The following is a 24,661-nucleotide window of genomic DNA, read 5'->3' as shown; positions in this document are numbered from 1 at the left end:
CCCATATCGCGGATGGTTTTCAGGGGTCATGCGCTCACCAAGCTCCACCGTGGCCTTTGTAGGTACCCTACAACGCAGTTTCGATGACGGTGCGAGGTCAGCCACGGGGCCCGGTCAGAGACGGCCGACTGCCAGCGCGGTCTGCAGAACGTACGCGTCGCGCGGGGAGACGGGGTCCCAGCCGGTGATGTCCGTGACGCGGCGCAGCCGATAGCGCACAGTGTTGGTGTGTACGAAGAGCTCGCGGGCCGTGGCCTCGAGCGAGTGACCGGCCTCGAGGTAGGCGGTGACGGTCTCGAGCAGCCCGTTGCCGGCGGCCCTGAGCACCTCGAAGATGCTGCTCCTGAGCACGGTCTTCGCGGTCTCGTCTCCACATAGTGCACGTTCCGGGAGCAGGTCCTCGGCGGCCACCGGGCGCGGCGCGGAGGTCCAGGCCCCGACCGCGGTGAATCCGGTGAAGGCCGACTGCGCGCTGCGGTGCGCCTGGCTGATCGAACCATCGAAGCTGGAGAAGACCACCTGGCCCGGACCGAAGCGGGGGAGGATCCGCTCGAGTCCTTCGGCGAGGCCGGTGACCCGGCCCAGCAGCAGGATCAGCCGGTCGCCATGGACCCCCACCACCGCATCGGAGGAGAAGCGGATGCATTGCCGTCGCAGCTGGGACATGAAGACCGCATCGGCCTGCTCCGGGGCCTCACCGACGACGACCACCACTCCCTCGTGGCTGCGCCACCCGACGGCCGCGGCGCGGGAGGCGATCTGTTCGGCGGGCTCTCCGCGCAGCACCGCATCCACGAGCAGAGCCTCCAGGCGTGAGTCCCACGCGCCGCGGGACTCCGCCGCGCGGGCGTAGACGTCAGCGATCGCGAAGGCGACCTCGCGGGAGTAGCGCAGCACTGCTTCAAGCATCAGCTGCTGGTCCTGCTGCGGCACCAGACCGGGCAGGCGCTGTTCCACCGCTTCGACGATGCTGCGGATCAGCTGCAGCGCGCGCTGCAGCGAGATCGTTCGCATCAGGTCGGTGGGGGCGTTGCCGAGCAGCTCGTTGACCAGCGGGAGTGAACGCGAGGTGGGGTTCTCCAGCCAGGTGATCAGGCCCCCGATGCCGCGCTGAGCGATCAGGCGCAGCGAGGCCCGCTCATCGGTGCTCAGGTGTCGGTACCAGGTGAGGGTCTCCTCCAGGTAGCAGTTGACCTCGTTGGTGAGGTTGCCCGCGTCGGAGCGGAGCACCTCCAGGGCCTCCCAGGAGACCGGTACGGGCCCAGGCGTCGTCGGAGCAGATGCAGTCATGCTCAGGAGCCTAGGCCGTGTGAGGTTCCCCCGCCAGTTGTGTGATCCCTACAAACCCCTCTGCCGCGGTCAACCCCGCCGCGTGCCAGCCGCTCCGCGGGCAATCCGATCGTTCCGCGGGCACCCCAGCTGTTCTGTCGCACAGCGATGCGACAGATGCGCAGGTGGGGACGCAGCGGGGCCCGGAGCTGATGCTCCGGGCCCCGCTGGGCGCTCTTCGTGCTGGCCCCTCAGGAGGGGCCAGCCGAGGAATCAGGCGTCGCCGCCCGCCTCGCCGGACGTGCCGGCCTTGACGTTGCCGAGATCGTATTTCTTCATCGCCTCGACCGGAGCCGAGGCGTCGACCGCGCCGTCGTCGGCGAGCATCTGCAGAGCGCGCACCACCATCGAGTGGGCGTCGATCTTGAAGTGCCGGCGAGCCGCCGCGCGGGTGTCCGAGAAGCCGAAGTTGTCAGCGCCCAGGGTCGCGAAGCGGTTCGGCAGGAACTGGCGGATCTGATCCGGAACCTGCGTGGCGAAGTCGGTGGTCGCGATGATCGGACCCTCGGCTCCTTCCATCTGCTGGGTCACGAAGGGAACCTCGGGCTCGCGCTCGGGGTCCAGCATCGCCGACTGCTCCACGTGCAGAGCCTGGCGGCGCAGCTCGTTCCAAGAGGTCACCGACCAGACATCGGCGGAGACGCCCCACTCGTCGGCGAGTATCTCCGCGGCCTCCTTGGCCCACGGCACACCGACGCCGGAGGCCAGGAGCTGGGCCTTGGGGCCGTCCTGCTCGGAGCTGGAGAGCTTGTAGATGCCACGCTTGACGCCTTCGATGTCCAGGCCCTCGGGCTCGGGAAGGTGCTGGACGGGCTCGTTGTACACCGTGAGGTAATACATCACGTTGTGGTCGCCGTCGTGATCGCCGTACATCTCGAAGAGGCCGTTCTCCATGATGTGGGCGATCTCGTAGCCGAAGGCCGGATCGAAGTGCTTCACCGCGGGGTTCGTCGCCGCGAGCAGCGGGGAGTGACCGTCGAGGTGCTGCAGGCCCTCACCGGCCAGCGTGGTGCGCCCGGCCGTGGCGCCGATGATGAAGCCGCGGGCCAGCTGGTCGGCGGCGGCCCAGAAGGAGTCGCCGGTGCGCTGGAAACCGAACATCGAATAGAAGATGTAGAACGGGATCATCGTCTCGCCGTGGGTGGCGTAGGAGGTGCCGGCGGCGGTGAAGGCCGCGGTCGCACCTGCCTCGTTGATGCCGGGGTGGATCATCTGGCCCTGTGGGGACTCCTTGTACGCGAGCATCAGCTCGCGGTCCACGGAGATGTAGTTCTGCCCCTTGGGGTTGTAGATCTTAGCGGTGGGGAAGAACGAGTCCATCCCGAAGGTGCGCGCCTCATCCGGGATGATCGGCACGATCCGGTGACCTATGTTCTTGTCCCGCATCAGGTCCTTGAGCAGCCGGACCAGCGCCATGGTCGTGGCGGCCTTCTGCTTGCCCGAGCCCTTCTTGGCCTGCGCGTAGGTCTTGGCCTCGGGCAGGATCAGCCCCTCACCGGCGACCCGACGCTCGGGCACGGACCCGCCGAGACGGGTACGGCGCTCAAGCGTGTACTTGACCTCCTCGGAGTCCTTGCCGGGGTGGTAGTACGGCACGTTGTACGGATCTTCTTCGATCTGCTCATCGCTGACCGGGATCCGCAGGGTGTCGCGGAAGCGTTTGAGGTCATCGACGGTGAGCTTCTTCATCTGGTGGGTCGCGTTGCGCCCCTCGAAGCTCGGCCCCAGGCCGTAGCCCTTGACCGTCTGGGCCAGGACCACCGTGGGCTTGCCGGTGGATTCAGCGGCGGCCTTGTACGCGGAGTAGACCTTCTTGTAGTCGTGTCCGCCGCGCTTGAGGTTCCAGATGTCGTCGTCGGACATGTCCGCGACGAGCTCCTTGGTCTTGGCGGAGCGGCCGAAGAAGTGCTCGCGGACGAAGGACCCGGACTCGGCCTTGTAGGTCTGGTAGTCACCGTCGAGGGTCTCGTTCATGACCCGGACGAGCTCGCCGTCGTCGTCCTTGTCCAGCAGCTCGTCCCATTCGCGGCCCCAGAGGACCTTGATGACGTTCCAGCCGGCGCCGCGGAAGAAGGCCTCCAGCTCCTGGACGATCTTGCCGTTGCCGCGCACCGGGCCGTCGAGGCGCTGCAGGTTGCAGTTGACCACGAAGTTCAGGTTGTCGAGCTTCTCGTTCGCCGCGAGCTGGAGCAGACCGCGGGACTCAGGCTCATCCATCTCGCCGTCGCCGAGGAAGGCCCAGACCTGCTGCTCCGAGGTGTCCTTGATGCCGCGGTTGTGCAGGTAGCGGTTGAACTGCGCCTGGTAGATGGCGTTCATCGGACCGATGCCCATGGACACGGTCGGGAACTGCCAGAACTCGGGCATCAGCCGCGGGTGCGGGTAGGAGCTCAGGCCGTCTGGGGCCTTGGAGTGCTCCTGGCGGAAACCGTCGAGCTGCGCCTCGGTGAGGCGACCCTCGAGGTAGGCGCGGGCGTAGTTGCCGGGGGAGGAGTGGCCCTGGAAGAAGATCTGGTCGCCGCCGCCCGGGTGGTCGGCACCGCGGAAGAAGTGGTTCAGGCCCACCTCGTAGAGGGTGGCCACGCCGGCGTAGGAAGAGATGTGCCCGCCCACGGAGATGTCGCCGCGCTGGGCGCGGTGCACCATGACCGCGGCGTTCCAGCGCAGGATGCGGCGCACGCGGCGCTCCATCTCCTCGTCGCCGGGAAAGTCAGGTTCCTGGTCCACCGGGATCGTGTTCACGTAGTCGGTGGTGGTGACCATCGGGACTTCGATGGACTTCGCGCCGGCTCGCTGCAGCAGGGAGCGGATGATGTATTCCGCGCGCTCGGTGCCGTGGAACTCCACGAGCTGGTCGAAAGACTCCAGCCATTCCTGGGTCTCTTCCGGATCGAGGTCCGGGAGTTGGTTCGTCAGTCCGCTGCGGATATGGGAGTTCTCTTCACCAGCGCTCACGGGTCACCTCTCAAGGGGTAAGGGTCTGGGTACGCGGTCCATGGACGGGGATGTTCCACGGGCGGGACCCACGAGGTCATCTGCCACCGGTTGTTCGGCGGCCGAATTTCAGCTCAACTCTACCCGCTCGGGTGGTGTCGCACTTCCCGAACCGACAGGGGTCCGCGTAACGTTGCTGGTGGCAGCCCCGTCCTCGGGTGGGAGCTGCGTTTCAGACGTTAATGAATGGGAAGGGAACCTCAGGTGAGTCAGGCTTCTGCAGCCGAGGGTCCGTCGAGCATCTCGACGGACCACAAGAACGACGCCGGAACCAATGTTGTCTCGCTCGGCGACCTGCTCCAGGAGCTCGGGCTCAAGCCCGATTCCCTGGTCCAGGAGATCGGTGTGGATGAGGACGTCGATGACGACTTCCGTGACCGTCTGGAGGCCCTTCTCGACGAGGAGCTGCTCGACGAGGACGTCCAGGAGGTCGTCGACGCCGTGCTGGTCTGGTTCAGAGACGGCGATGACGATCTCACGGATGCGCTCGTGGATGCCCTTGGCACTCTCGATGAGGGCGGCGTGCTGTGGCTGCTGACCCCGCGCTCCGGCCGTGACGGCTACGTCGCGCCGGTTGAGATCCAGGACGCGGCGCCCAACGCGGGTCTTCATGTGACCTCATCCGCCGGGGTGAGCACCCACTGGGCCGCGACCCGACTGATGGGGCGCAAGAAGCAGTGACCTCCTCGCCGCTCCCCGAGATCGGGGAGCAGGCACCCGGCTTCTCAGGTCGCAGCCACCATGGCGAAGTGATCGAGCTTCAGCGGCTTGCCGGTTCACCGGTGCTGCTGATGTTCTACCCCTTTGCATTCAGCCGGGTCTGCGACTCGGAGCTGCAGGCCCTGGTGGCGCGGAGGTGCCGGGTCCGCGAGCTGCGAGCCAGAGTCTTGGCGATCAGCTGCGACCCGATGCACAGCCTGCGCGCCTACGCGCAGATGCTCACCTCCGACGTCGCCGACGCCGAGTCCTCTGACGCCGAGTCTGCAAGTGCCGCGCCCGGGGAGCTGCCCTTCGATCTGGTCAGCGACTTCTGGCCGCACGGGGAGATTGCGCAGCGTTACGGGGCGTTCGATCTCGAAAAGGGTGCAGCTCGGCGCAGCAGCTTCCTGCTGGACTCGACCCTTCGGGTGGCGCATGTCCAATCCGTCCCAGCCTCACAGGCGCGTGACCTCGATGAGGCGCTCAGCCTGCTGGGGCGTCTGCGCTGAGCAGCTCGCTCAGGACTTCTGCGCCGGCTCCGTCTGTGGCCCAGCTGCAACAGCTACCGGGGTCAGGGAGCGGGTGAGTCCGCGGGTCACATACCGGGCGCGGTAGCTGTCGAACACGGCGGTCGCGGTGACCACCAGCAGCGCCGAGCCGAGCATGTGCAGCCCGACCAGGATGATCGGCAGGCCGGTGAAGTGCTGGACGTAGCCGATGATCCCCTGGGCGATGATCACGGCCATGAGCCACCAGGCCGAGCGCCGCTGGTTCGGAGCGGTGCTGATCCGGTACTGGCGCACCAGCAGCGCGATCGCCGCGAAGCACAGGACATAGACCGGGGCCACGTGCATCCTGGTCACCAGATCGGGATCGAAGAGGTGCCGAGGCGATCCGGGGTCACCGGCATGTGGGCCCGTTCCCGTGACCACGGTGCCCAGGAACACCGAGACCCAGGTCGCGGCAAGGATCACCGGGGCCATCGCGGAGGTGACCGCGTCGGAGGCGCCGTGGCTCATCCGGATTCCGGCCACACCGTCGCGCGGCCCCGACTCCTTGGCCGGATCCGCTGCTGGGTCCGCGGCTGAATCCTGCGCAGCGGCGACCTGCGCGCCGCGCAGCTCCAGACGGATCCGGTTCAGCAGCATGGTCGCGACCATCACGAGGCCTGCGGAGAGCAGGAAATGCAGCGCCACGATCCACGGGTTGAGGTTCGTCCACACGGTGATACCGCCGATGACCGCCTGCAGCGGGATCCCGGCGAGGATCACCAGGCTCATCCGGAACAGCGGACGGTGGCTGCGTCGCATCCGCAGCAGCGCGAAGAACATCAGCGCACAGATCAGCACCAGCACGTAGGTGAGCAGGCGGTTGCCGAATTCGATCGCCCCGTGCAGGCCCATCTCCTGGGTCGCGACCCAGGACTCGGGCGTGCAGCGCGGCCACTCCGGGCAGCCGAGCCCCGAGGCGGTCAGCCGGACCGCGCCACCGGTCAGGATGATGCCGATATTGCTGATCAGCGTCGCCCAGGCCAGCACCTTGGTGACCCGGGTGATCCGAGTGGGGAGGTTGGTGCGAAAGACTTCGATCGCATTCATCGGGAACTTCATCGCCAGTTGAACCACCTTCGTGCGGCCAGGACGGCCAGCGCGGCCCACCCGGCGAGAATCAGAGCTTCCAGGACAGGGAACGATCCATCGAGTGAGGCGGTGCGCAGTCCTTCACCCAGTGCCGCGGAGGGAAGCAGCAGCAGCAGCGCCCCGGCCCCGTCGTGGTTGAGCGGGAAGACCGAGCCGCCGGCGGCCCCGAGCAGCACCCAGATGACATTGGTCAGCGCCAGCGTCGCCTCGGCGCGCACGGTGCCCGCGAGCAGCAGTCCCAGCGCCGTGAACGCGGTGGCCCCCAGGACGACGACGACGCCCAGCCACAGCAGACCCACCGGGTCGGGGTTCCAGCCCAGGACCAGACCGGCGGTGCCGATCACCACCACCTGGACGGCGACCACCGCCAGCACGGCGATGGCCTTGCCCAGGATCAGGCCCGTGGCCCCCAGTGGTGTCGTCGCCAGGTATGCCAGCACCCCATACTGCCGTTCGAACCCGGTCGCGATGCCTTGACCGGTGAAGGCCGAGGCCATCACGGCCAGCGCCAGCACGCCCGGGGTGATGACGTCGATGCTCGGTGTGGCGGCGGAGGTGATGAGCTCCAGCCGGTGCGCGCCGACGAGGACCAGCAGCGGAAGGATCAGCGAGACGAGCAGCTGCTCGCCGTTGCGCAGCACGTTGCGGGTCTCATAGAGCCCGTGCGAGATGATCCGGCGCATCGCCGGGCGCGGTGCCGGGGCCAGAGGGGCGTGGCTCGTGGTCATGAGACGGAGACCTCCCAGAAGACGTCTTCCAGCGTGCGGGCTTCCATGCGGACCTCCACGGGCATCATGCCGATCAGTTCCCACCAGGCGGCCAGCTCGCGGAGCTGGGTCGGGCCGGTGAGGCTCGGGGTCATCCACGCGGCACCCGGTGCGTTGTCGATGCCGCCGTCGAGCTCGATGCTCACCGGGGCGCTGCCGATCTCAGCACGGGTCAGGGTTCGAGAGGCGGTGAACACCATCCGCCGTGCGGCACCGGTGGCGGTCTCCGAACCGGTCGCACCGGAACCGGTCAGCTCGGCGACGGATCCATGGCGGACCACTTCACCGTCCTTGAGGATGAAGACCGAGTCCGCGAGCTTCTGTGCCTCTTCGAGGAGATGGGTGGTCAGGATGATCCCCATCCCCATCTCGCGGAGCTCCCCGATGAGCTCGAAGACGGTCTGCCGGGACTGCGGATCCAGCCCGGCGGTGGGCTCGTCGAGGAACACCACCTCGGGACGGCCGAGCAGGCTCGCCGCCAGCGCCACCCGCTGCTTCTGTCCGCCGGAGAGGCGTCGGATCGAGGTGCGCAGAAAGTCGCCCATGTCCAGGCGGGAGACCAGGTCTTCCACCGGCCAGGGGTTCTGGTGCAGCGAGGCGACATGCTTCAGCAGCGCGCGGGGCTGAACCGATTGCGGCATGCCGCCGTCCTGGAGCATCACCCCGACCCGGGCGCGGAGCTCGGCGCCCGCGCGGAAGGGATCCTGGCCCAGCAGAGCGACGGTTCCCTGCGACGGATGCAGCAGCCCCTGGGCGCAGCTGAGCGTGGTCGTCTTTCCGGCACCGTTGGGTCCCAACAGGACCGTGACCTCTCCGGATCGCGCGGTGAGGTCCACGCCCCGCAGGATCTCCTTGAGTCCCTGGGGGCTGCGAGCGGAGCCGACGGCATAGCGCACATGGCGCAGGGTCAGACAGGGTGGATGCTGGGGCACTGCACCAGTCTACATTTCTACACCCCGTAGAAGAGCCCAGGGTCAGCAGAGGCGCGATCGGGCAGCTGAAGCGGGCAGCTGCAGCCGTGCAGTGGGGAAGGTCTCCGCCGACTTAGGTCCACCTTGCTGGCGGCTTTGTTCTGAATAGGTCAGAATAGGGTCATGTATTCCACCGCTTCCGAGTCTGCAGCCGCAGATGCTCAGTCACGCGATGTGGATGCGCCTGTCTCCGACGCTCCGGTGCCCGACGCTCCGGGTGAGACGATCCGCGACGCGGAGAGCACGACCCGCCAGCGGGTCTTGCAGCTGGTGGTCGAAGAAGGCCCGATCAGCGCCGCCGCGCTGGGCAGCGAGCTGCAGCTGACCGCTGCCGCGGTGCGTCGCCATCTCGATGCGATGACCGAACAGGGAATCCTCGAGGTCAAGAACATCACCACCCGTCGCCGCGGCGCGGGCCGCCCCTCTCGACGCTATGTCGTCTCTCAGCGCGGCCAGCGCACCATGGGTGACGACTACCTGGGCCTGGTCAAGACCGCGCTGTCGCTGCTGCAGGACACCAGCGCCGGATCCCTCGAGGCAGGCGCCGCCGCCGAGGACGCGTCGACCCAGGAGGCCGCCGCGGGCCTGGCGCGGGAGTACTTCGCCGGCTTCGAGCAGCGCTGGGAGCAGGAGCTCGCTGAGATCGTGGACCTCGACCAGCGCACCGACCGGCTCTCCCAACTCTTCAACGACGAAGGGTTCGCCGGGTTCACTCGCCTGGTGGGTCGGGACAATCCCCTTCTGGCCATGCAGTCCACGCAGCTGTGCCAGGGTCACTGCCCGATCCGGGAAATAGCCGCGGCCCATCCGGTGTTCTGTGAGGAGGAGACCGATATGATCTCCCGCCTGCTCGACGTCGATGTCAGGCGGCTCTCCACCCAGGCGGCCGGAGCCCACGTCTGCACCACTCATGTGCCGGTAGGTCGCGAGAAGCTCGCCGCTGAGCAGCGGGAACGCGCCGCAGCAAGCGCAGAGGCAGAACTACAGATCAGCGCCGCAGCCGGTGCGACACATCAGTCGCGCAAGGTCAGCGGCGGACGAAGACGAATCGTCATCTCCCCCCGTCAACAAGAGAGGTTGTCATGACCGAGCAGATCCAGCGCGAAAAGGACCAGGGGGTCACCTCCGACATCCTGGAGCGCAACCCCGAGCTCCACGGCATCGGTTCCTACGAATACGGCTGGTCGGACTCCGACACCGCCGGAGCCAACGCCAAGCGTGGCATCGATGAGTCGGTCGTGGAGGACATCTCCTCCAAGAAGAGCGAACCCGAGTGGATGCTCAAGCTGCGCAAGAAGGGCCTGAAGTACTTCGAGCGCAAGCCCATGCCGATGTGGGGCGCAGACCTCTCCGGCATCCACTTCGACAACATCAAGTACTTCGTGCGCTCCACCGAGAAGCAGGCGAAGACCTGGGAAGACCTCCCCGAGGACATCCGCAACACCTATGAGCGGCTCGGAATCCCCGAGGCCGAGCGTGAGCGTCTGGTCTCCGGCGTCGCAGCCCAGTACGAGTCGGAGGTCGTCTACCACCAGATCCGTGAGGATCTGGAGGAGCAGGGCGTCATCTTCATGGACACCGACACCGCGCTGAAGGAGCACCCCGAGTTCTTCGAGGAGTACTTCGGCTCGGTCATCCCGGTCGGCGACAACAAGTTCGCCGCACTGAACACCTCGGTCTGGTCCGGCGGATCATTCGTCTACGTCCCCAAGGGCGTGCACGTGGAGATCCCGCTCCAGGCCTACTTCCGGATCAACACCGAGAACATGGGTCAGTTCGAGCGCACGCTGATCATCGCCGACGAGGACTCCTACGTCCACTACATCGAAGGCTGCACCGCGCCGATCTATGACTCCGACTCCCTGCACTCAGCAGTGGTGGAGATCGTGGTGAAGAAGAACGCCCGGGTGCGTTACACCACCATCCAGAACTGGTCCACCAACGTCTACAACCTGGTGACCAAGCGCGCCGTGGTCGACGCCGGCGGCACCATGGAGTGGATCGATGGCAACATCGGCTCCAAGGTCACCATGAAGTACCCGGCCGTCTACCTCACCGGTGAGCACGCCAAGGGCGAGACGCTCTCGGTGGCCTTCGCCGGCGAGGGTCAGCACCAGGACACCGGTTCCAAGATGGTCCACATGGCGCCGAACACCTCCTCGACCATCGTGTCGAAGTCGGTGGCCCGCAACGGCGGCCGCGCCGCCTACCGCGGTCTGGTCCAGATCAACGCGGGAGCGAAGAACTCCGCGAACTCGGTGGTCTGTGACGCCCTGCTGGTGGACACGATCTCCCGGTCGGACACCTACCCCTACATCGATATCCGCGAGGACGATGTCACCCTGGGTCACGAGGCCACGGTCTCCAAGGTCTCCGAGGACCAGCTGTTCTACCTCATGGCCCGCGGGCTCGCCGAGGACGAGGCCATGGCCATGATCGTGCGCGGCTTCATCGAGCCGATCGCCCGTGAGCTGCCCATGGAATACGCCCTGGAGCTCAACCGTCTGATCGAGCTGCAGATGGAAGGCTCGGTGGGCTGACCACCCCCGTCGACGCAGTCCACCCAGCCGCTCGGGGTCACGTACACCGGGCGGCTGGGGCCTGCCGCCCACTGAGCAGCCTCAGTCGAACCGCGCATCAGAAACACGCGCATCAGAAACAAGGGAAGAGAAACACATGACGAATTCCGCGTCCGCCGATCAGGCGGAACAGGTCGCAGGAGTCGAGGTCGGGGAAGCCCGCATCACGATCCCAGGCATGAGCGAGGAGGGCGAGAACCTCGCCACCGCCCATGAAGAGACCGAACACACCCATGGCGGCCTCGGCGAGTCCACCGTCAAGGCCAAGACCGGCGGCTCACGAGCCGACCGCACCACCAGCCTGAACGTGGCTGACTTCGCCGTGCCCACCGGGCGCGAAGAGGAGTGGCGCTTCTCGCCGCTGAAGAAGCTCGGCCGCGTCCTCTCCGACGCCGCCACCCAGACCCCCGTGACGCTGAAGGTGCGCAACCTGGCTGACGGCGTCACCCGCGGTGAGCTCGCGAAGGCCCAGTCCCCGCGCGGCACCGTGTTCTCGGCGGCCGACCGCGCCGCCGTCGTCGGCTACAGCCAGACTGCGCAGGCCGACTACATCTCGGTCGCCGCCGACACCGAGCTCAGCGAGCCGGTGTTCCTCGACATCACCGGTGAGGCCGCCGGGCACCGCGCCAACGGCCACCTCGTGCTCGAGGCTGGAGCCCACTCCAAGGCGGTCTTCGTGATGGAGCACCGCGGCTCCGCCGACGCGAACCTCAACGTGGAGGTCATCGTGCGCGATGGCGCCGACGTCACCGTGGTCTCGCTGCAGCGCTGGGACGACGACGCCGTCCACGTGGGCCAGCAGGATGCTGAAGTCGGCCGCGACGCCAAGTACAAGCACGTCTCGGTCACCCTCGGCGGCGAGGTCGTCCGGATGAACTCCAACGTCCGCTACGCGGCCGAAGGTGCGGAAGCCTCGATGTACGGCCTCTACTTCGCCGACGCCGGGCAGCACCTGGAGCACCGCAGCTTCGTGGACCACAACTCCCCGCGGAACACCTCCAACGTGCTCTACAAGGGTGCGCTGCAGGGCCAGGACGCCCGCACCGTCTGGGTCGGCGATGTGCTGATCCGCAAGGCCGCCGAAGGCACCGACTCCTATGAGAAGAACCAGAACCTGATCCTCTCCGACGGCGCCCGCGCCGACTCGATCCCGAACCTGGAGATCGAGACCGGCCTGATCGAGGGAGCCGGCCACGCCTCCTCGACCGGGCGCTTCGATGAGAACCACCTCTTCTACCTGATGGCTCGCGGCATCCCGGAGAAGGAGGCCCGCCAGCTCGTGGTCCGCGGCTTCCTCAACGAGATCGTCCAGGCCATCGGCGTGGAGTCGATCGAGGAAACCGTCCAGCAGGACCTGGAGAACGAACTGAAGATCGCCGGCTTCTAGAGTCGCCCGGCTTCTAGACGCACCGGCCGCAGGGAATCCGCCGGCTGCCGCGGCTCGTTCGCTCCACCACCAGCACTTTCACGAACCAAGCAAAGGACACGCAAAGAATGTCTACTCTCGCGATCAAGGACCTGCACGTCTCCATCGAGACCGAGCAGGGCTCCAAAGAGATCCTCAAGGGCGTCACACTGACCATCAAGTCCGGTGAGATCCACGCCATCATGGGCCCCAACGGCTCCGGCAAGTCCACGCTGGCCGCCACCATCGCCGGCCACCCCCGCTACAAGGTGACCTCGGGCACCATCATGCTCGACGACGTCGACGTGCTGGAGATGTCCGTGGACGAGCGCGCCCGGGCCGGCCTGTTCCTGGCCATGCAGTACCCCGTCGAGGTCCCCGGTGTGACCATGACGAACTTCCTGCGCACCGCGAAGACCGCCATCGACGGCGAGGCTCCGAAGCTGCGCACCTGGGCCAAGGACGTCCGCGGCGCCATGGAGAAGCTCAAGATCGACGCCGACTTCGCCAACCGCAACGTCAACGAAGGCTTCTCCGGCGGTGAGAAGAAGCGCGTGGAGATCCTGCAGATGGAGCTGTTCAGGCCGAAGTTCGCGGTCCTCGACGAGACCGACTCGGGTCTGGACATCGACGCCCTGCGCGTGGTCTCCGACGGCGTGAACCGTGCGCACTCCGAGAACGACATGGGCACGCTGCTGATCACCCACTACACCCGGATCCTGAACTACATCACCCCGCAGTTCGTCCACGTCTTCGTCGACGGCCGAGTCGCCGAGCAGGGTGGACCCGAGCTGGCCGACGAGCTCGAGGCCAACGGCTACGATCGCTTCCTCGCCCCCGCCCAGGCCTGAGCGAATCATGCTGAATCCAGACACCATCAGGGCTGACTTCCCGCTGCTGACCCGCACGGTCCGCGGCGGGAAGCCGCTGGTGTACCTGGACTCCGGGGCCACCGCGCAGAAGCCGCAGCAGGTCATCGACGCCGAGTCTGCGTTCTACGCGCAGACCAACGCCGCGGTGCACCGCGGAGCACACCAGATCGCCGAGGAGGCCACCGAGGCCTACGAGGCCTCCCGCGCCGTGGTGGCGGAGTTCGTCGGCGCCGATGAGGATGAGATCGTCTGGACCAAGAACGCCACCGAGGCGCTGAACCTGGTGGCCTACGGGTTCCTCAACGCCAGTCTCGCCGGCGCAGCCGCTCCCGGCAGCCCGGCCGCCGAGGTGGTGGCATCCGAGGCGCGCCAACGCTATGCGCTCACCCCCGGCGACGAGATCGTGGTGACCGAGGCGGAGCACCATGCGAACCTGGTGCCCTGGCAGCAGCTGGCGCACAAGACCGGGGCCACCCTGCGCTGGATCGGCGTCACGGCCGAAGGACGCCTGGACCCGGAGACCTTCCCGGTGATCGGGGAGCGGACCCGGGTGCTGGCCATCACCCACGCCTCGAATGTGACCGGGGCGATCACCGATGTGGACGCCCTGGTGGCGCGCGCGCGAGCCGTCGGCGCCTATGTGGTGCTCGACGCCTGTCAGACCGCGGCGCACATGCCGGTGGACCTGCACGCGCTCGACGTCGACTTCGCCGCCTTCTCCGCGCACAAGATGGTGGGTCCCACCGGCGTCGGCGCCCTCTACGGCAAGCGCGAGCTGCTCAACGACCTGCCGCCCTTCCTCACCGGAGGCTCGATGGTCGAAGTCGTGACCATGGACTCCACCAGCTTCATGCCTCCGCCGCAGCGCTTCGAGGCCGGCACACAGATGGTGGCTCAGGTCGTCGGGTTCCGTGCCGCGGTCGATTACCTGCGCGAGCTGGGCATGGATCAGGTCGCAGAACATGAGAAACAGATGACCCGGCAGCTGCTTGACGGCATCGCCTCGGTGCCCGGGGTCCGGGTGCTGGGACCGCAGGACGCGACCGACCGGCTCGCCGTCGTGGCCTTCGAGGTGGACTCGGTGCACCCGCACGACGTCGGCCAGGTGCTCGACAACGCCGGGGTGGCCGTGCGTGTGGGTCACCACTGCGCGCAGCCGATCCACCGACGACTCGGCGTCCACGCCTCCGCTCGGGCCTCGGCAGGGGTCTACACCACCTCCGCGGACATCGAGGCATTCATCGACGGGCTGCACGAGGTCCGCAGGTTCTTCGCGACGCCCTCGGCCACGGGAAGCCTCGACTCCGCAGCGGGAGGTCACTGATGGCCGATGCGATGGAGCAGCTCTATCAACAGGTCATCCTCGACCACGCCCGGGTGCGGCAGGGTGAGGGTGAGCTCACCGAATACGGCGGGGAATCCTTCCAGATCAATCCCACCTGCGGAGATCAGGTCACCCTCCGGGTGCAGCTTGACCCGGCGGGGAAGACGATCCAGGCCCTCGGCTGGACCGGCCAGGGCTGCTCGATCTCCCAGGCCTCGCTCTCGGTCATGCACGAGCTCGTGATCTCGCAGCCGGTCACCCGTGCCGAGGAGCTCGGTGGATACTTCCGTGAGCTGATGGCAGCGCGCGGCAGGGAGCTGGATCCCACGCGCCTGGAGGCGCTGGAGGACGCCTCGGCCTTCACCGGTGTGGCACGCTATCCTGCACGGATCAAGTGTGCTCTGCTGGGATGGATGGCGCTGCGCGACGCACTGGTCCAGGCCCGCGGCAGGGCATAGACCCTTGACTTGCAACGTTGGAACCAGCAGATGATCGAACATAGACCACCGCACGTACGCGCAAGAACGTCGAAGGAAAGGAGAGCGCCATGAGTGACGCTGTCACCGCGGCCCAGACGCCGCTTGAAGATGTCGAGGAAGCCCTCAAGGACGTCATCGACCCCGAGCTCGGAATCAACATCGTGGACCTCGGTCTGCTCTACGGCCTGCACTACGCCGAGGACGGTGCACTGCTCATCGACATGACGTTGACCACCGCAGCCTGCCCGCTCACCGATGTTCTGGAGGAGCAGGTCGGACAGCACGTCGGCTCCCTGGTCGACGAATGGCGGCTCAACTGGGTCTGGATGCCGCCGTGGGGCCCCGAGAAGATCACCGACGATGGTCGCGAGCAGATGCGCGCCCTCGGTTTTAACATATAGATTTGAACTAAAGCCTTGCCAGGTCTTTTCCTGGGAAGAAGCGTGACATAGGCTGGACCGAAGCAGGTGGCATCCATGTCTGTACCCTGAAGCAGGCAGGATGCCGCCTGTGCAAGGGAGCTTATATGTCACGATTGAACAGGTTTCTGGGCCGGGAATCAGAGCTGGAACTCATCGCGGCGGCGGCGGAGGCCGTTCATTCCTCCTCCGACCCGCGATTCATTCTGATCGAAGGCCCTCCAGGTATAGGCAAGACGTCCTTGCTCAATGAGGCCGTGGCCCGACTCTCGGGTTGGTCGCGAGCGAATGTATACCTCGACGTCGCCGATCGGGCGACGCCGGGGTATGCCGCTGTGCGCCTGCTCCACAAGCCGCAGCGCTCCCGCGCGCCCACCGACGGCGAGGGACTCGCGGCGCTGGTCCAGGAGCAGACAGATGGGATCCGCGAACCCGTCGCGCTGGTCATCGAGGACCTGCAGTGGATGGACTCGCTCTCTGCGGCCGTCATCTACCAGACGATCCGTGAGGTCGAGGACGTCCCGATGCTCTCGCTGGTGACCAGCCGCCCCACCACGCGTCCCGACCTGCTGCCTCTGGAGCGCTACACCGCGACAGCCGGTGAGGCGCTGCGCATCGAGCTGGAGCCCTTCAGTCGAGCAGAGGTCCGTGAGCTGCTCCAGCGGGAGACGGGTCTCCCGATCAGCGCCAATGTTGCGGCGCGGGTCCATGACGCCACCGGCGGTTTTCCGTCGTTTGTGAGCTATGTCATCGACACGCTCACCGCCCCGGAGGAGGCGATCACCGCCGCGGCGCTGGACCGTGCGCTGGAGGGACTTGGCCGGGGCGCGGGTCCTGCGGAGTCTCAGCGGCTCCGCATCCGGCAGATCTTCGAGGAGGCTCCTGCCGATGTGCAGCAGGTGCTGGCGCTGCTGGCCCTGTCCCGCTATCCGCTCGCGGACCACGAGATTCGGGAACTGCTCGGTGTCGCATCCGTCGACGTCGAGGCGCTCCGCAATTCCAGCCTCGTCCAGGAGTCGGCGAAGTCCGGCCGATTCTGCCTGCAGCACAGAATCTTCCAGCAGTGCCTGGTCGTCGATCTTCCGCGCGAACAGCGCGTGGACCTGCACATGCGCCTTGCCCGCGTCCACGCGGGCACCTCTGCGTCCCGGCACCAGGCCGAAGCCGCGCTGCTGGATCCCTCGGTGGGAGATCGCCCCGCGATCGTCGCGGCCCTCACCGATGCCGCGCGCGCCGCCAGCCGCGCCGGCGACAATGCCGAGACTCTTGAGCTGAGCCGGCTCGCCTTCGAGGTGGACCGATCCGGCGCCACGCTGGAGGTGCTCTCCTTCGCCGCGATGCGCGCAGGCACCAGGGTCGACATCGACTCGACGATCAGCTGGGCGCACAGTCATGACAACGTCCACCCGGTGCTGCGACGCGGGATCCTCGCGCGCGAGAGCCTGATCCGTGGCGATCTGGAGAGCACACTGGGCTTCCTGGCCGGCGGCGAAGGGCTGGCCGAGGCATCTCCCCAGGCGCTCCTGTGCTATGCCGACACGGTCCTGACCGCGTCGCGCACCGCTGGCCTTCGCGGATCCTACTGGCACCTCTTCCAGGTGGCTGAGCGCACCGTCGAGGTGCTGCAGCTGCTCGAAGCGAAGCTGGAAGCCGACGATCCGGCCGTGCGCACCCGGATGGCGACGCCCGAACAGCTCCTGGCCGAGACCCGCGGGCTGAGGGTCAGTCTGCAGCTCTGGCGGCTGCTCGAAGACATGGACGCCGCCCAGCCCGAGTCGTTCTCCCGGGAGGTCGAGACGCTTCTCGATGAGGTCAGACGTGTTCCTGGCACGGAATCCGCGCAGATGGTGCTGCTGGTGGCGCGAGGCGCGCTGCTGCGCACCGCAGGTCGTCTCACTGAGGCGTATGCCGACCTGATCGCCGCGATCGAGAACTGGCCCGGCCGCAATCGTCGCGCGCTGGCTCAGGCCGAGATACACATCACCTACCTGCTCTTCGAGGCCGGGCTGTGGTCCGAGGCGCAGGACTTTGCGGAATCGGCCGCAGCCGAGGTGCTGGACATCAGTGAAGAAAATGTCGCACCGGTGGCCTTCAACGCTGCTCACCTCGTGCCGGCAGCGCGCGGGCAGCGCGCGGCGCAGAACTGGCCCTTCGACCTGCGCGCGCATGTCCGCCGAATGACCGACACCAGTCTCGGCCGCGCGGGACGAGGGTTCGTCGAGGCCTGGGGGGCCACATCGGCCCAGGACCACGAGCGAGTGGTCAGCAGCGTTCTCGGGCTGCAGGCGGAGCTCAACATCTGGTCCCGCGCACTCACTCCGGCGGTGCTGCTGGGAAGGTCACTGTTCCACAGCGGCAGGGCACAGGCGCTGCCGGCGCTGATCAGCACGATCCGTGCAGACGAGCACTCCTCCACAGCTCAGCGCGAGTATGTGCTGCGGCATCTGCGCGGACTGGCAGCCTTGGGGGCCGGCAAGCACGCGACAGCCTATGAACACCTCAGTGCCGCGATGTCCACGATCTCGGCGATTCCTGCGCTGAAATCGACTCATGTGCCCGGTGATGGCGGTGCGCTCAGCATCTACCGCGGTCTCCTCGCACTGGACCTCGGGCACTGTGTGGCGCTCGGCAGGGATTCTCTGCAGGAAAAGGTCGAGCAGACGTCGGAATGGGTGCTCTGGGCCGGTTCTATGTTCCAGGGATGCGGCGCGGATCAACTCTTCCATCAGGCCGATGAGGTCTTCCAGACGCTGCGCAAGCCGGCGGGAGTCGCGGGGACCACTGAGCGCGCCCGGATGATCGATCTGCCCGAGGGGCTCAGTTCCAAGGCCCGGTTTGCGCTGACCGGGCTGACAAACCGTGAACGGGAGATCGCCCTGATGGTGGGTCAAGGCCTGTCAAACAAGGACGTGGCCGAGGAGCTCGTCCTCTCGGTGCGCACCGTGGAGTACCACGTGGCGAACGCCCTGGGGAAGCTCGCGCTGGAATCTCGCCACGCCCTGCGTCGGATGCTCCAGGATGAGGCCGAAAGCGGCCTGCGCAGCGCCTGAGCCGGTTCGACGCCCCCCCCTGACCTGGTTGAAGATCTCACCACGGGGAATCACGGGGGTTCCCCCGTAGTCCCTGCGGGGGTTCGCCCATCACTGTGACGCAGGACCCACCTCCCGGCCTAGCGTGGTCAACGCACCGTACAGGCGCCCCTCCGTTCCAGGGGCGTCTGCACGGTGACCACTGACCTTGCACCGGGAAGTTGTCACTTATGGCCTTGCACAATTTTGTGCGCATCTGCCGCCGTCGTTGGGCGTCGATTCTGCTCACTCCGGTGATCGCCGTGCTCTTCGCGGCCGCCATCTACGTCTTGCAGCCGGTCACCTACGAGTCCACGACCAAGATCTATGTCTCTGCCGCGACCGGTGAGAGTCTCGAGGAGCTCCAGCGGGGCAGCACCGTTGTGGGACAACGGGTCAAGAGCTACGCAGACCTGGTCACGACCCCGGCGGTGCTGGATCCCGTGGTCGAGGATCTGCGACTGCCGATGTCGAGCTCACAGCTCGCCGAGAGCATCGACGCAGAGGTGCCCCGCGGCACCTCGCTGCTGGAGATCACCGCGACCGCAGACGAGGCTCAGGCAGCGGCAGACATCGCCAACTCCACGGTGACCAGCCTGCAGACCCTGGTGAACGAGATCGAAGGTCCAGGCGAGGATCCTGGCTCAGACGGTGCAGTCCTCGTCGAACTTTCAGTGGTGCAGGACGCCGTGGCGTCTGCCCATCCACAGGGACCGCGGCTGGAGCTCGTCCTGGGAACAGGCCTAGCGGTCGGGATCCTCCTCGGTCTCGGACTGGCCTTCCTGCGCGAAGCCCGCGACACGTCGGTGCGCACTCCCCGCGACCTCAAGGACCTCACAGCCGCGCCGCTGCTGGGCGTCACCAGGGGCGCGCCGACGGTGACGACTCAGGGGGATCGAACCGACCCGAGGTCCGTGGAGGCGGTGGCGTCCTTCCGGGAGATGCGCATGCGGCTGATGTTCGGCAAGTACCTCGACTCACCGAGCTCCTATGTGATCACCAGTTCGGTGGAGGGGGAGGGTCGCACCACCGTTGCGGTGAACCTGGCCCGATCCCTGGTGGAAGGTGGCCGCCGCACCCTGCTGATCGGAGCGGATTTCGCGAACCCCGACATCGTGCACTGGTTTCGCACCAGCACCTCGGGCGGGGGCCAGCTGACCGACCTCACCCCTGCTGGACTGAACGAGGTGCTGTCCGGGAGCGCCTATTTCGAAGATGTGATCATCACCGATGCGGAACCGGGTCTCGACATCCTGCCCGCCGGCCGGGGAGCGGACCACGGCCTGGAGGCCTGCGCCCTCGATGCCATGGCCACCCTGCTTGAAGGCTGCGCCGAGACCTACGACGTCACCATCATCGATACTCCTGCGCTGCTGAGCCAGTCCGCTGCCGCTCTGCTTGCCCAGATCACGACCGGCGTCATCGTGGTGGCCCGCTACGGAGAGGTCTCGCGGGCGCAGCTGAGCGCCGGGCTCGAACTGCTGACCCGAGCCCGCGCCCGACTCGTCGGAGTGGTGTTCACCGGTGTTCCCCCGCGTGGACCTGACAGCCTCCAGGACCGTCGACCCCCTGGGTCACGCCGGCGACGTCGCGGTGGCGGACGTGGACGTGACGGAGATCCCGGCGACTCCGGACAGGGCCTGAGCGCCCGGGCCTCCGGGCTCTCCTCGGCGCGGCGTCGTCGGCTCCCCGACGGCACGCTGGCGCTCTCCGAGGCTGCCCCGGGCAGTGCGCACATCTTCACCCTCCCGCAGGACAGGACGTGATCTGCGTTCATGGCTTCTCCGACCCCAGATCCCGCCACCGCCTTCCCGGCGGTGAGCCCTGCTCCTGCGCTCCAGACAGGTGATACAGCACCGCATCAGCGCACCGTCACATGCACCATCGATTCATCCACGAGGAGATCTCTGATGACTGTCATCCCGTCCCTGAATGTTCCGCTGCTCAACGTCGATGTCACTCCGCTGCGCAGAGAAGAACTTCTGGACCATATCCGCGACGCCGCCCGCGAACACCGTCGGATGCTCGTCGCCGGCCACAATCTTCACTCCGTCTATCTCTGGTACAGCCTGCCGGAGTTCCGCGACTTCTATGACCGGGCTGGGGCCGTCGTCGTCGACGGCATGCCGCTGCTGGCCCTGATGCGGCTCGGGCTCCGGGTGCCGCTTCGCACCGAGCACCGCATCGGATCCACCGACTGGGTGGAGGGCCTGGCGGACCTGGAGGGCATCCATCGCGTGTCTCTGCTCGGCGGCACGCCGGCCGCCAGCGACGCAGTGCTGAAGCATCTGAGCTCACTGGACGGCGAGGTGGACTGGCAGGCCATTCCCGGTGACCCGTGGCGAGCGGAGAACATCGAAGAGGTAGCCGCCAGCATTCGGGATCACGATCCGCAGGTTCTGCTGATCGGCATGGGCATGCCGCTGCAGGAGCGCATCGCCGATGAGCTGGCCTCGCGCGTGGACGTCCCGGTGATCGCCACGGTGGGAGGCGCACTGGACCAGCTGGGAGGCACCCAGTCGCTCGCCCCACGCCGGCTCGGAGCGATGGGCCTGGAGTGGGCGTGGCGACTGGCCACAGACCCGCGTCGACTCGCCGGACGCTATCTCCTGGAACCCATGAAGCTCGCCGCCCTGCTGATGTGGAGGGCGTGATGAGCATCGACACCCCCTCCCGGATCGACGCCGCGAGGCGCGGGCCGTTCACCGCTGAGCTCTACGAGTACACCGAACCTCAGCACGCCCGGTCCTTGACCGCGATCATCCCTACCGTAGGGCGCCGCTCGCTCAAGCGGGCCGTCCGGTCGGTGCTGCGCCAGACCTGGGACACCACAGTCCTGGTGGTCCTCGACCGGCCCGAGAACGCCGCCAGCGTCGAGAAGCTGCTCACCGGGCTGCCGCACATCATGGTCCTCACCCCAGGAGGGCTCGGGGGAGCCGGTGCCCGCAACCTCGGAGTGCGCAGCGCCAGCACGACGCATGTGGCCTTCCTCGACGACGACGACGAGTGGGTCTCTGAGAAGGCCGCCCTGCAGATGGCGGTGGTGGACGACAACACCGTGGTGAGCTCGCGCTCGCTGCTCGTGGGATCGTCGAGTCGAGTGGTCCCCGAGCGGCTCTACCAGGCAGAGGGCGAGGACGCGGAGGCGGTGGTGGACTACATCCTCGACCGCTCCACGCTGCGGCTGCGGCGAACCTTCATGCAGACCTCCTCGCTGCTGTGCAGCAGGTCCACCGCGCTGGAGGTCCCCTGGAACGACGAGCTGACCCGGCACCAGGACTGGGACTGGCTCGCAAGGCTCGAAGCGGCCGGCAAGACGCTGACGATGCTGCCCGAGGTGCTGGTGCGAGTGCACCAGGCCAGCGTCGGCTCCATCTCGCGCAGCGCGGACTGGCAGGCCAGCTCACGCTGGCTCGACTCGATAGGCACCGAGATCTCGGAACGCTCCCGCGCCGACTTCCAGGCCTCGGTGGTGGCGCGGGACGCCTTCGCCTCCGGAGCCTGGAACCAGGGTGTCCGACAGCTGGCGAAGTGCCTGCGGGCTCGCCCACATGCGGCGGCCGTCGTGGTCGCCATGTCCGGGATGCTGCAGGTCGGTGGGCATGACTGAAGAGACAGTACACGCCGCATCGGTGAACCCGGGGCCGCCGAGACCGGGGCCGCACCGAAGCTGGACCGCGATGTTTGCGCGGACCGCTGGTCTGCGCATCGCCGTGCTGCCGATCAGCGCGCTCTGTGCACTGACCACGGCGGGACTCACCGTGCACTATGCCGGGGTGCTTGCGTTCGGATTCATCACCCTGGTCGCCCAGCTGCAGCTTGCTCTCCCGTTCGCCGATCTCGGCATGGGAGCGGCCGTGGCTCGAGCGGTGGCCCGGGTTGATGGTTCGGCACGGGCCGCAGAGGAGGTCCGCACCCTCATCAGACGCACCGCCCTGCTGCTGCTCGCGGTGGGACTTCTCGGTGCCACGGCCGCGGCGCTGAGCGGGGTGTATGGATTCTGGTCCAGAGTCTTTGAAGTTCCTGAAACACTCGCCCCACAGGTCGACCTGGTCATGAGTCTGGTATTGGGGGTCTTCTTCCTGAGCCTTCCGCTGGGGATCGCGGAGCGAGTGCTGGTGGGTCGAGACCGTTCGGATGTTCTCGTCCTGCTCGGTCTGCTCCCCTCGGTCGGAAACGTGCTGGTCGTCTACGCCCTCGGACAGCTGGGAGTGCCCGTCGCCTGGCTGGCGCTCGGGCTGCCGCTGAGCACGCTCGGCTTCCTCGGCGTCTGCGGCTACCTCGCCTTCCTGCACCCGCGCATCGGCATCCGTACGATCCTCATACCGGAGCGATCCGCGAACGAGAACCCCGTGGACGGCTGCCCCGTGCCTGCTGGACACGACGAGCGCCGTGAGGAGATCGCCGAGGGGACGTCGATCAAACTCATCCTGCTTGGCGGGCTCCCAGTGCTGCTGGCCACCGCCGGGATGGTCCTCTCCGAGCAGCACGGCAGGCTGGTCCTGGCCAGTGCAGCCACAGCCCTGGACCTGAGCGAATACGCCATCGCCCTGCAGCTCTACATGCCGATCTACTCGGTCCTCTATATGGCCGCGACGGTGCTCTGGCCGCGCTTCGCCGTGGACCCGAGTCCACAGCTCTGGCGACGAGCGAATCTGTTGCTCACCGGGCTCGGCGCCTGCGCTGCTCTGGGCTTCATCATCTTCGCCCGGCCCGTGGCAGGTCTCGTCACCGGCGGCGCTCTCGTACCTTCCTGGGGCGTCGTCCTCGGTCTCGGAGCGGCCCTCGTCGCGCAGGCCGCACATCTGACCCAGACCAATCTCTTCACCGACCGCCGTGGATTCTGGCGCCAGGCGGCGATGTCACTGGTGCTGCTCATCCTGGTCGTGCCGGGCACCTTGTTCGGGATACAGCTGGGGCTGGGCCCCGCAGCTCCGGGAGTCTCGATGGCCCTGGGAGTGACTCTCGCCCAGGTCATCCCGGGACTTCTCATGGCCTCCAGGCTTGTCCGCCACCCGCGCACGGAAGCACCCGCTGCCCGACCAGCCACCGACCCTGCACCAGCACCGATGCCTGCCGTGCAGGCAGCTCCCCTAGAGAGGTAATGACCATGCACTCCTCCTTGCGCAGGCTGCTGACCCCCATCCCTGATCCCGTTCTGCGGCAGATCATGTACCGCCGCAGGTTCGGACGGTGGGGGAACTTCAAGAAACCTTCGCGGTTCACCGAGTTCCTGACCCAGCGGATGCTTAAGGACCGCAGTCCGGAGATCGCCTGGACCTGCGACAAGCGTGCGATGAAGGAGTACGCCGCCGAGCGAGCACCGTGGATCAACGTGCCAGAGACGCTGTGGCACGGCACTGATCTGAACGAGCTCGATCTCTCGACGCTGCCCGATCACTGGGTGATCAAGCCGAACCATCGAAGCAAAGCCGTCTATATGGGGGATCGCAGCACGACCCTGGCGGACCTGCGCCGGGTGACCAAGGGATGGCTGCGCCCGTATGACCGGATCGCGGTGGGGGAGTGGGCCTACGGACAGGCGCGGCGTGAGCTCATCATCGAGCCGAGGATCGGGGACGGAGCTCCGCTGAGGGAACTCAACATCTTCGTCTTCCACGGCCGCTTCCAGATCCTGCACACCGACTTGGGACGCTTCAGGAACAATTTCGCGGAGGTGTTCTACAACCGCGACTGGGAGCCCCTGGACATCACCAATGGCGGACCTCGGGGAGCTGTAGAGCCACGGCCGGAGAAGTTCGACGAGATGGTGCGTGCGGCGGAGACGCTCGGTGCTGGCTACGACTTCATGCGCGTGGATCTGTCCACCATCGACGGCGAAGTGTGGTTCGGGGAGCTGACCCCCTACCCCTCCGGCGGAATGGATCTCTTCACTCCGGAGTCGGTGGATCTGCAGCTGGGCGCCTGGTGGGCTGGATTCGACACCGTCAAGGAGTACCCGGAAGAGCTGCGAGGCCTGACCGAGGAGGCGCCATCTCTCCCATGATCACCCAGACCACCCCGGCAGGCATCTGCGTCAGATGAATCTGTCCACCACTCACCGACCCTGCACCAGCACCGATGCCTGCCGTGCAGGCCGCTCCCCAGAAAGGCA

General features: G+C 67.1%; 20 protein-coding genes. 15 read left to right on the top strand and 5 right to left on the bottom strand.

Annotated elements, in window-relative coordinates; genetic code table 11:
• Positions 1-114: 114 nt before the first annotated feature.
• Together LTI14_RS04270 and aceE are read right to left on the bottom strand one after the other, a co-directional pair.
• On the bottom strand, positions 115-1,290 hold the full coding sequence (locus LTI14_RS04270; RefSeq protein ID WP_241471002.1) for a PucR family transcriptional regulator: 1,176 nt from the start codon (positions 1,288-1,290) through the stop codon (positions 115-117).
• 252 nt (positions 1,291-1,542) lie between these two features.
• Complete coding sequence (gene aceE / locus LTI14_RS04265; RefSeq protein ID WP_241471003.1) at positions 1,543-4,284, bottom strand: pyruvate dehydrogenase (acetyl-transferring), homodimeric type; 2,742 nt, start codon at positions 4,282-4,284, stop codon at positions 1,543-1,545.
• Between the two features lie 243 nt (positions 4,285-4,527).
• Between aceE and LTI14_RS04260 the strand changes: the two genes are divergently transcribed.
• The gene (locus LTI14_RS04260) at positions 4,528-5,004 is read left to right on the top strand and encodes a DUF3052 domain-containing protein (RefSeq protein WP_241464910.1); all 477 of its coding nucleotides are present in this window, start codon (positions 4,528-4,530) and stop codon (positions 5,002-5,004) included.
• Positions 5,001-5,531 carry a redoxin domain-containing protein gene (locus tag LTI14_RS04255; protein WP_241464909.1) on the top strand — a complete coding sequence of 177 codons (531 nt, stop codon included), beginning with the start codon at positions 5,001-5,003 and terminating at the stop codon, positions 5,529-5,531. Before LTI14_RS04260 ends, LTI14_RS04255 begins: the two co-directional genes overlap by 4 nt.
• Positions 5,532-5,540: 9 nt before the next feature.
• On the opposite strand, the gene LTI14_RS04250 is transcribed toward LTI14_RS04255, so the two are convergent.
• The 3 genes from LTI14_RS04250 to LTI14_RS04240 are packed head-to-tail and all read right to left on the bottom strand — an operon-like array spanning position 5,541 to position 8,361.
• On the bottom strand, positions 5,541-6,620 hold the full coding sequence (locus tag LTI14_RS04250; protein WP_241475900.1) for a COX15/CtaA family protein: 1,080 nt from the start codon (positions 6,618-6,620) through the stop codon (positions 5,541-5,543).
• An 8-nt stretch (positions 6,621-6,628) separates the two neighbouring features.
• Positions 6,629-7,390: an ABC transporter permease gene (locus LTI14_RS04245; RefSeq protein WP_241464907.1), complete on the bottom strand. Its 762-nt coding sequence runs from the start codon at positions 7,388-7,390 to the stop codon at positions 6,629-6,631.
• Complete coding sequence (locus LTI14_RS04240; RefSeq protein WP_241464906.1) at positions 7,387-8,361, bottom strand: ABC transporter ATP-binding protein; 975 nt, start codon at positions 8,359-8,361, stop codon at positions 7,387-7,389. Before LTI14_RS04240 ends, LTI14_RS04245 begins: the two co-directional genes overlap by 4 nt.
• Positions 8,362-8,523: 162 nt before the next feature.
• Here LTI14_RS04240 and LTI14_RS04235 point away from each other — a divergent pair, with 162 nt between their 5' ends.
• From LTI14_RS04235 to LTI14_RS04175, 13 genes are all read left to right on the top strand, one after another.
• The gene (locus LTI14_RS04235; RefSeq protein WP_241464905.1) at positions 8,524-9,486 is read left to right on the top strand and encodes a helix-turn-helix transcriptional regulator; all 963 of its coding nucleotides are present in this window, start codon (positions 8,524-8,526) and stop codon (positions 9,484-9,486) included.
• Positions 9,483-10,940 carry a Fe-S cluster assembly protein SufB gene (gene sufB / locus LTI14_RS04230; protein ID WP_241471004.1) on the top strand — a complete coding sequence of 486 codons (1,458 nt, stop codon included), beginning with the start codon at positions 9,483-9,485 and terminating at the stop codon, positions 10,938-10,940. Before LTI14_RS04235 ends, sufB begins: the two co-directional genes overlap by 4 nt.
• A 136-nt stretch (positions 10,941-11,076) precedes the next feature.
• Complete coding sequence (gene sufD / locus LTI14_RS04225) at positions 11,077-12,366, top strand: Fe-S cluster assembly protein SufD (RefSeq protein ID WP_241464903.1); 1,290 nt, start codon at positions 11,077-11,079, stop codon at positions 12,364-12,366.
• Positions 12,367-12,473: 107 nt separating this feature from the next.
• Positions 12,474-13,235, top strand: a complete 762-nt coding sequence (gene sufC / locus LTI14_RS04220; RefSeq protein WP_241464902.1) for a Fe-S cluster assembly ATPase SufC — start codon at positions 12,474-12,476, stop codon at positions 13,233-13,235.
• Between the two features lie 7 nt (positions 13,236-13,242).
• Positions 13,243-14,580: a SufS family cysteine desulfurase gene (locus tag LTI14_RS04215; RefSeq protein WP_241475899.1), complete on the top strand. Its 1,338-nt coding sequence runs from the start codon at positions 13,243-13,245 to the stop codon at positions 14,578-14,580.
• The gene (sufU, locus tag LTI14_RS04210; RefSeq protein WP_241475898.1) at positions 14,580-15,038 is read left to right on the top strand and encodes a Fe-S cluster assembly sulfur transfer protein SufU; all 459 of its coding nucleotides are present in this window, start codon (positions 14,580-14,582) and stop codon (positions 15,036-15,038) included. Before LTI14_RS04215 ends, sufU begins: the two co-directional genes overlap by 1 nt.
• Positions 15,039-15,127: 89 nt before the next feature.
• Entirely contained in the window at positions 15,128-15,460 is a 333-nt protein-coding gene (locus LTI14_RS04205; protein WP_036476317.1) for a metal-sulfur cluster assembly factor, read from the top strand.
• Between the two features lie 125 nt (positions 15,461-15,585).
• Positions 15,586-18,528, top strand: coding sequence for a helix-turn-helix transcriptional regulator (locus LTI14_RS04200; RefSeq protein ID WP_241475897.1), 2,943 nt, complete (start codon positions 15,586-15,588; stop codon positions 18,526-18,528).
• A 209-nt stretch (positions 18,529-18,737) separates the two neighbouring features.
• Positions 18,738-20,312: a polysaccharide biosynthesis tyrosine autokinase gene (locus tag LTI14_RS04195; RefSeq protein WP_241464898.1), complete on the top strand. Its 1,575-nt coding sequence runs from the start codon at positions 18,738-18,740 to the stop codon at positions 20,310-20,312.
• 144 nt (positions 20,313-20,456) lie between these two features.
• Positions 20,457-21,200, top strand: coding sequence for a WecB/TagA/CpsF family glycosyltransferase (locus LTI14_RS04190; protein WP_241464897.1), 744 nt, complete (start codon positions 20,457-20,459; stop codon positions 21,198-21,200).
• Complete coding sequence (locus LTI14_RS04185; RefSeq protein ID WP_241475896.1) at positions 21,200-22,156, top strand: glycosyltransferase family A protein; 957 nt, start codon at positions 21,200-21,202, stop codon at positions 22,154-22,156. Before LTI14_RS04190 ends, LTI14_RS04185 begins: the two co-directional genes overlap by 1 nt.
• Positions 22,149-23,651: a hypothetical protein gene (locus LTI14_RS04180; RefSeq protein ID WP_241475895.1), complete on the top strand. Its 1,503-nt coding sequence runs from the start codon at positions 22,149-22,151 to the stop codon at positions 23,649-23,651. The genes LTI14_RS04185 and LTI14_RS04180 overlap by 8 nt, the downstream gene beginning before the upstream one ends.
• Positions 23,652-23,656: 5 nt before the next feature.
• Positions 23,657-24,553 (top strand): ATP-grasp fold amidoligase family protein, encoded by an 897-nt coding sequence (locus tag LTI14_RS04175; protein ID WP_241475894.1) that lies wholly within the window; start codon positions 23,657-23,659, stop codon positions 24,551-24,553.
• The last annotated feature ends 108 nt before the right edge of the window (positions 24,554-24,661 follow it).

The organism is Nesterenkonia sp. YGD6, assembly GCF_022565895.1.
GTDB lineage: Bacteria > Actinomycetota > Actinomycetes > Actinomycetales > Micrococcaceae > Nesterenkonia.
The sequence above is the reverse complement of the archived record's forward strand: the minus strand, read 5'-3'. Positions and strand labels throughout refer to the sequence as shown.

Excerpts from the sequence above, each read along its gene's own strand:
- LTI14_RS04205 (WP_036476317.1), top strand. The coding sequence starts at position 15,128 with ATGAGTGACGCTGTCACCGCGGCCCAGACGCCGCTTGAAGATGTCGAG.
- LTI14_RS04235 (WP_241464905.1), top strand. The coding sequence starts at position 8,524 with ATGTATTCCACCGCTTCCGAGTCTGCAGCCGCAGATGCTCAGTCACGC.
- sufD (WP_241464903.1), top strand. The coding sequence starts at position 11,077 with ATGACGAATTCCGCGTCCGCCGATCAGGCGGAACAGGTCGCAGGAGTC.
- LTI14_RS04195 (WP_241464898.1), top strand. The coding sequence starts at position 18,738 with ATGGCCTTGCACAATTTTGTGCGCATCTGCCGCCGTCGTTGGGCGTCG.
- sufU (WP_241475898.1), top strand. The coding sequence starts at position 14,580 with ATGGCCGATGCGATGGAGCAGCTCTATCAACAGGTCATCCTCGACCAC.
- LTI14_RS04270 (WP_241471002.1), bottom strand. The coding sequence starts at position 1,290 with ATGACTGCATCTGCTCCGACGACGCCTGGGCCCGTACCGGTCTCCTGG.
- sufC (WP_241464902.1), top strand. The coding sequence starts at position 12,474 with ATGTCTACTCTCGCGATCAAGGACCTGCACGTCTCCATCGAGACCGAG.
- LTI14_RS04175 (WP_241475894.1), top strand. The coding sequence starts at position 23,657 with ATGCACTCCTCCTTGCGCAGGCTGCTGACCCCCATCCCTGATCCCGTT.
- LTI14_RS04185 (WP_241475896.1), top strand. The coding sequence starts at position 21,200 with ATGAGCATCGACACCCCCTCCCGGATCGACGCCGCGAGGCGCGGGCCG.
- LTI14_RS04250 (WP_241475900.1), bottom strand. The coding sequence starts at position 6,620 with ATGAATGCGATCGAAGTCTTTCGCACCAACCTCCCCACTCGGATCACC.
- LTI14_RS04200 (WP_241475897.1), top strand. The coding sequence starts at position 15,586 with ATGTCACGATTGAACAGGTTTCTGGGCCGGGAATCAGAGCTGGAACTC.
- LTI14_RS04180 (WP_241475895.1), top strand. The coding sequence starts at position 22,149 with ATGACTGAAGAGACAGTACACGCCGCATCGGTGAACCCGGGGCCGCCG.
- LTI14_RS04190 (WP_241464897.1), top strand. The coding sequence starts at position 20,457 with ATGACTGTCATCCCGTCCCTGAATGTTCCGCTGCTCAACGTCGATGTC.
- sufB (WP_241471004.1), top strand. The coding sequence starts at position 9,483 with ATGACCGAGCAGATCCAGCGCGAAAAGGACCAGGGGGTCACCTCCGAC.
- LTI14_RS04215 (WP_241475899.1), top strand. The coding sequence starts at position 13,243 with ATGCTGAATCCAGACACCATCAGGGCTGACTTCCCGCTGCTGACCCGC.
- LTI14_RS04245 (WP_241464907.1), bottom strand. The coding sequence starts at position 7,390 with ATGACCACGAGCCACGCCCCTCTGGCCCCGGCACCGCGCCCGGCGATG.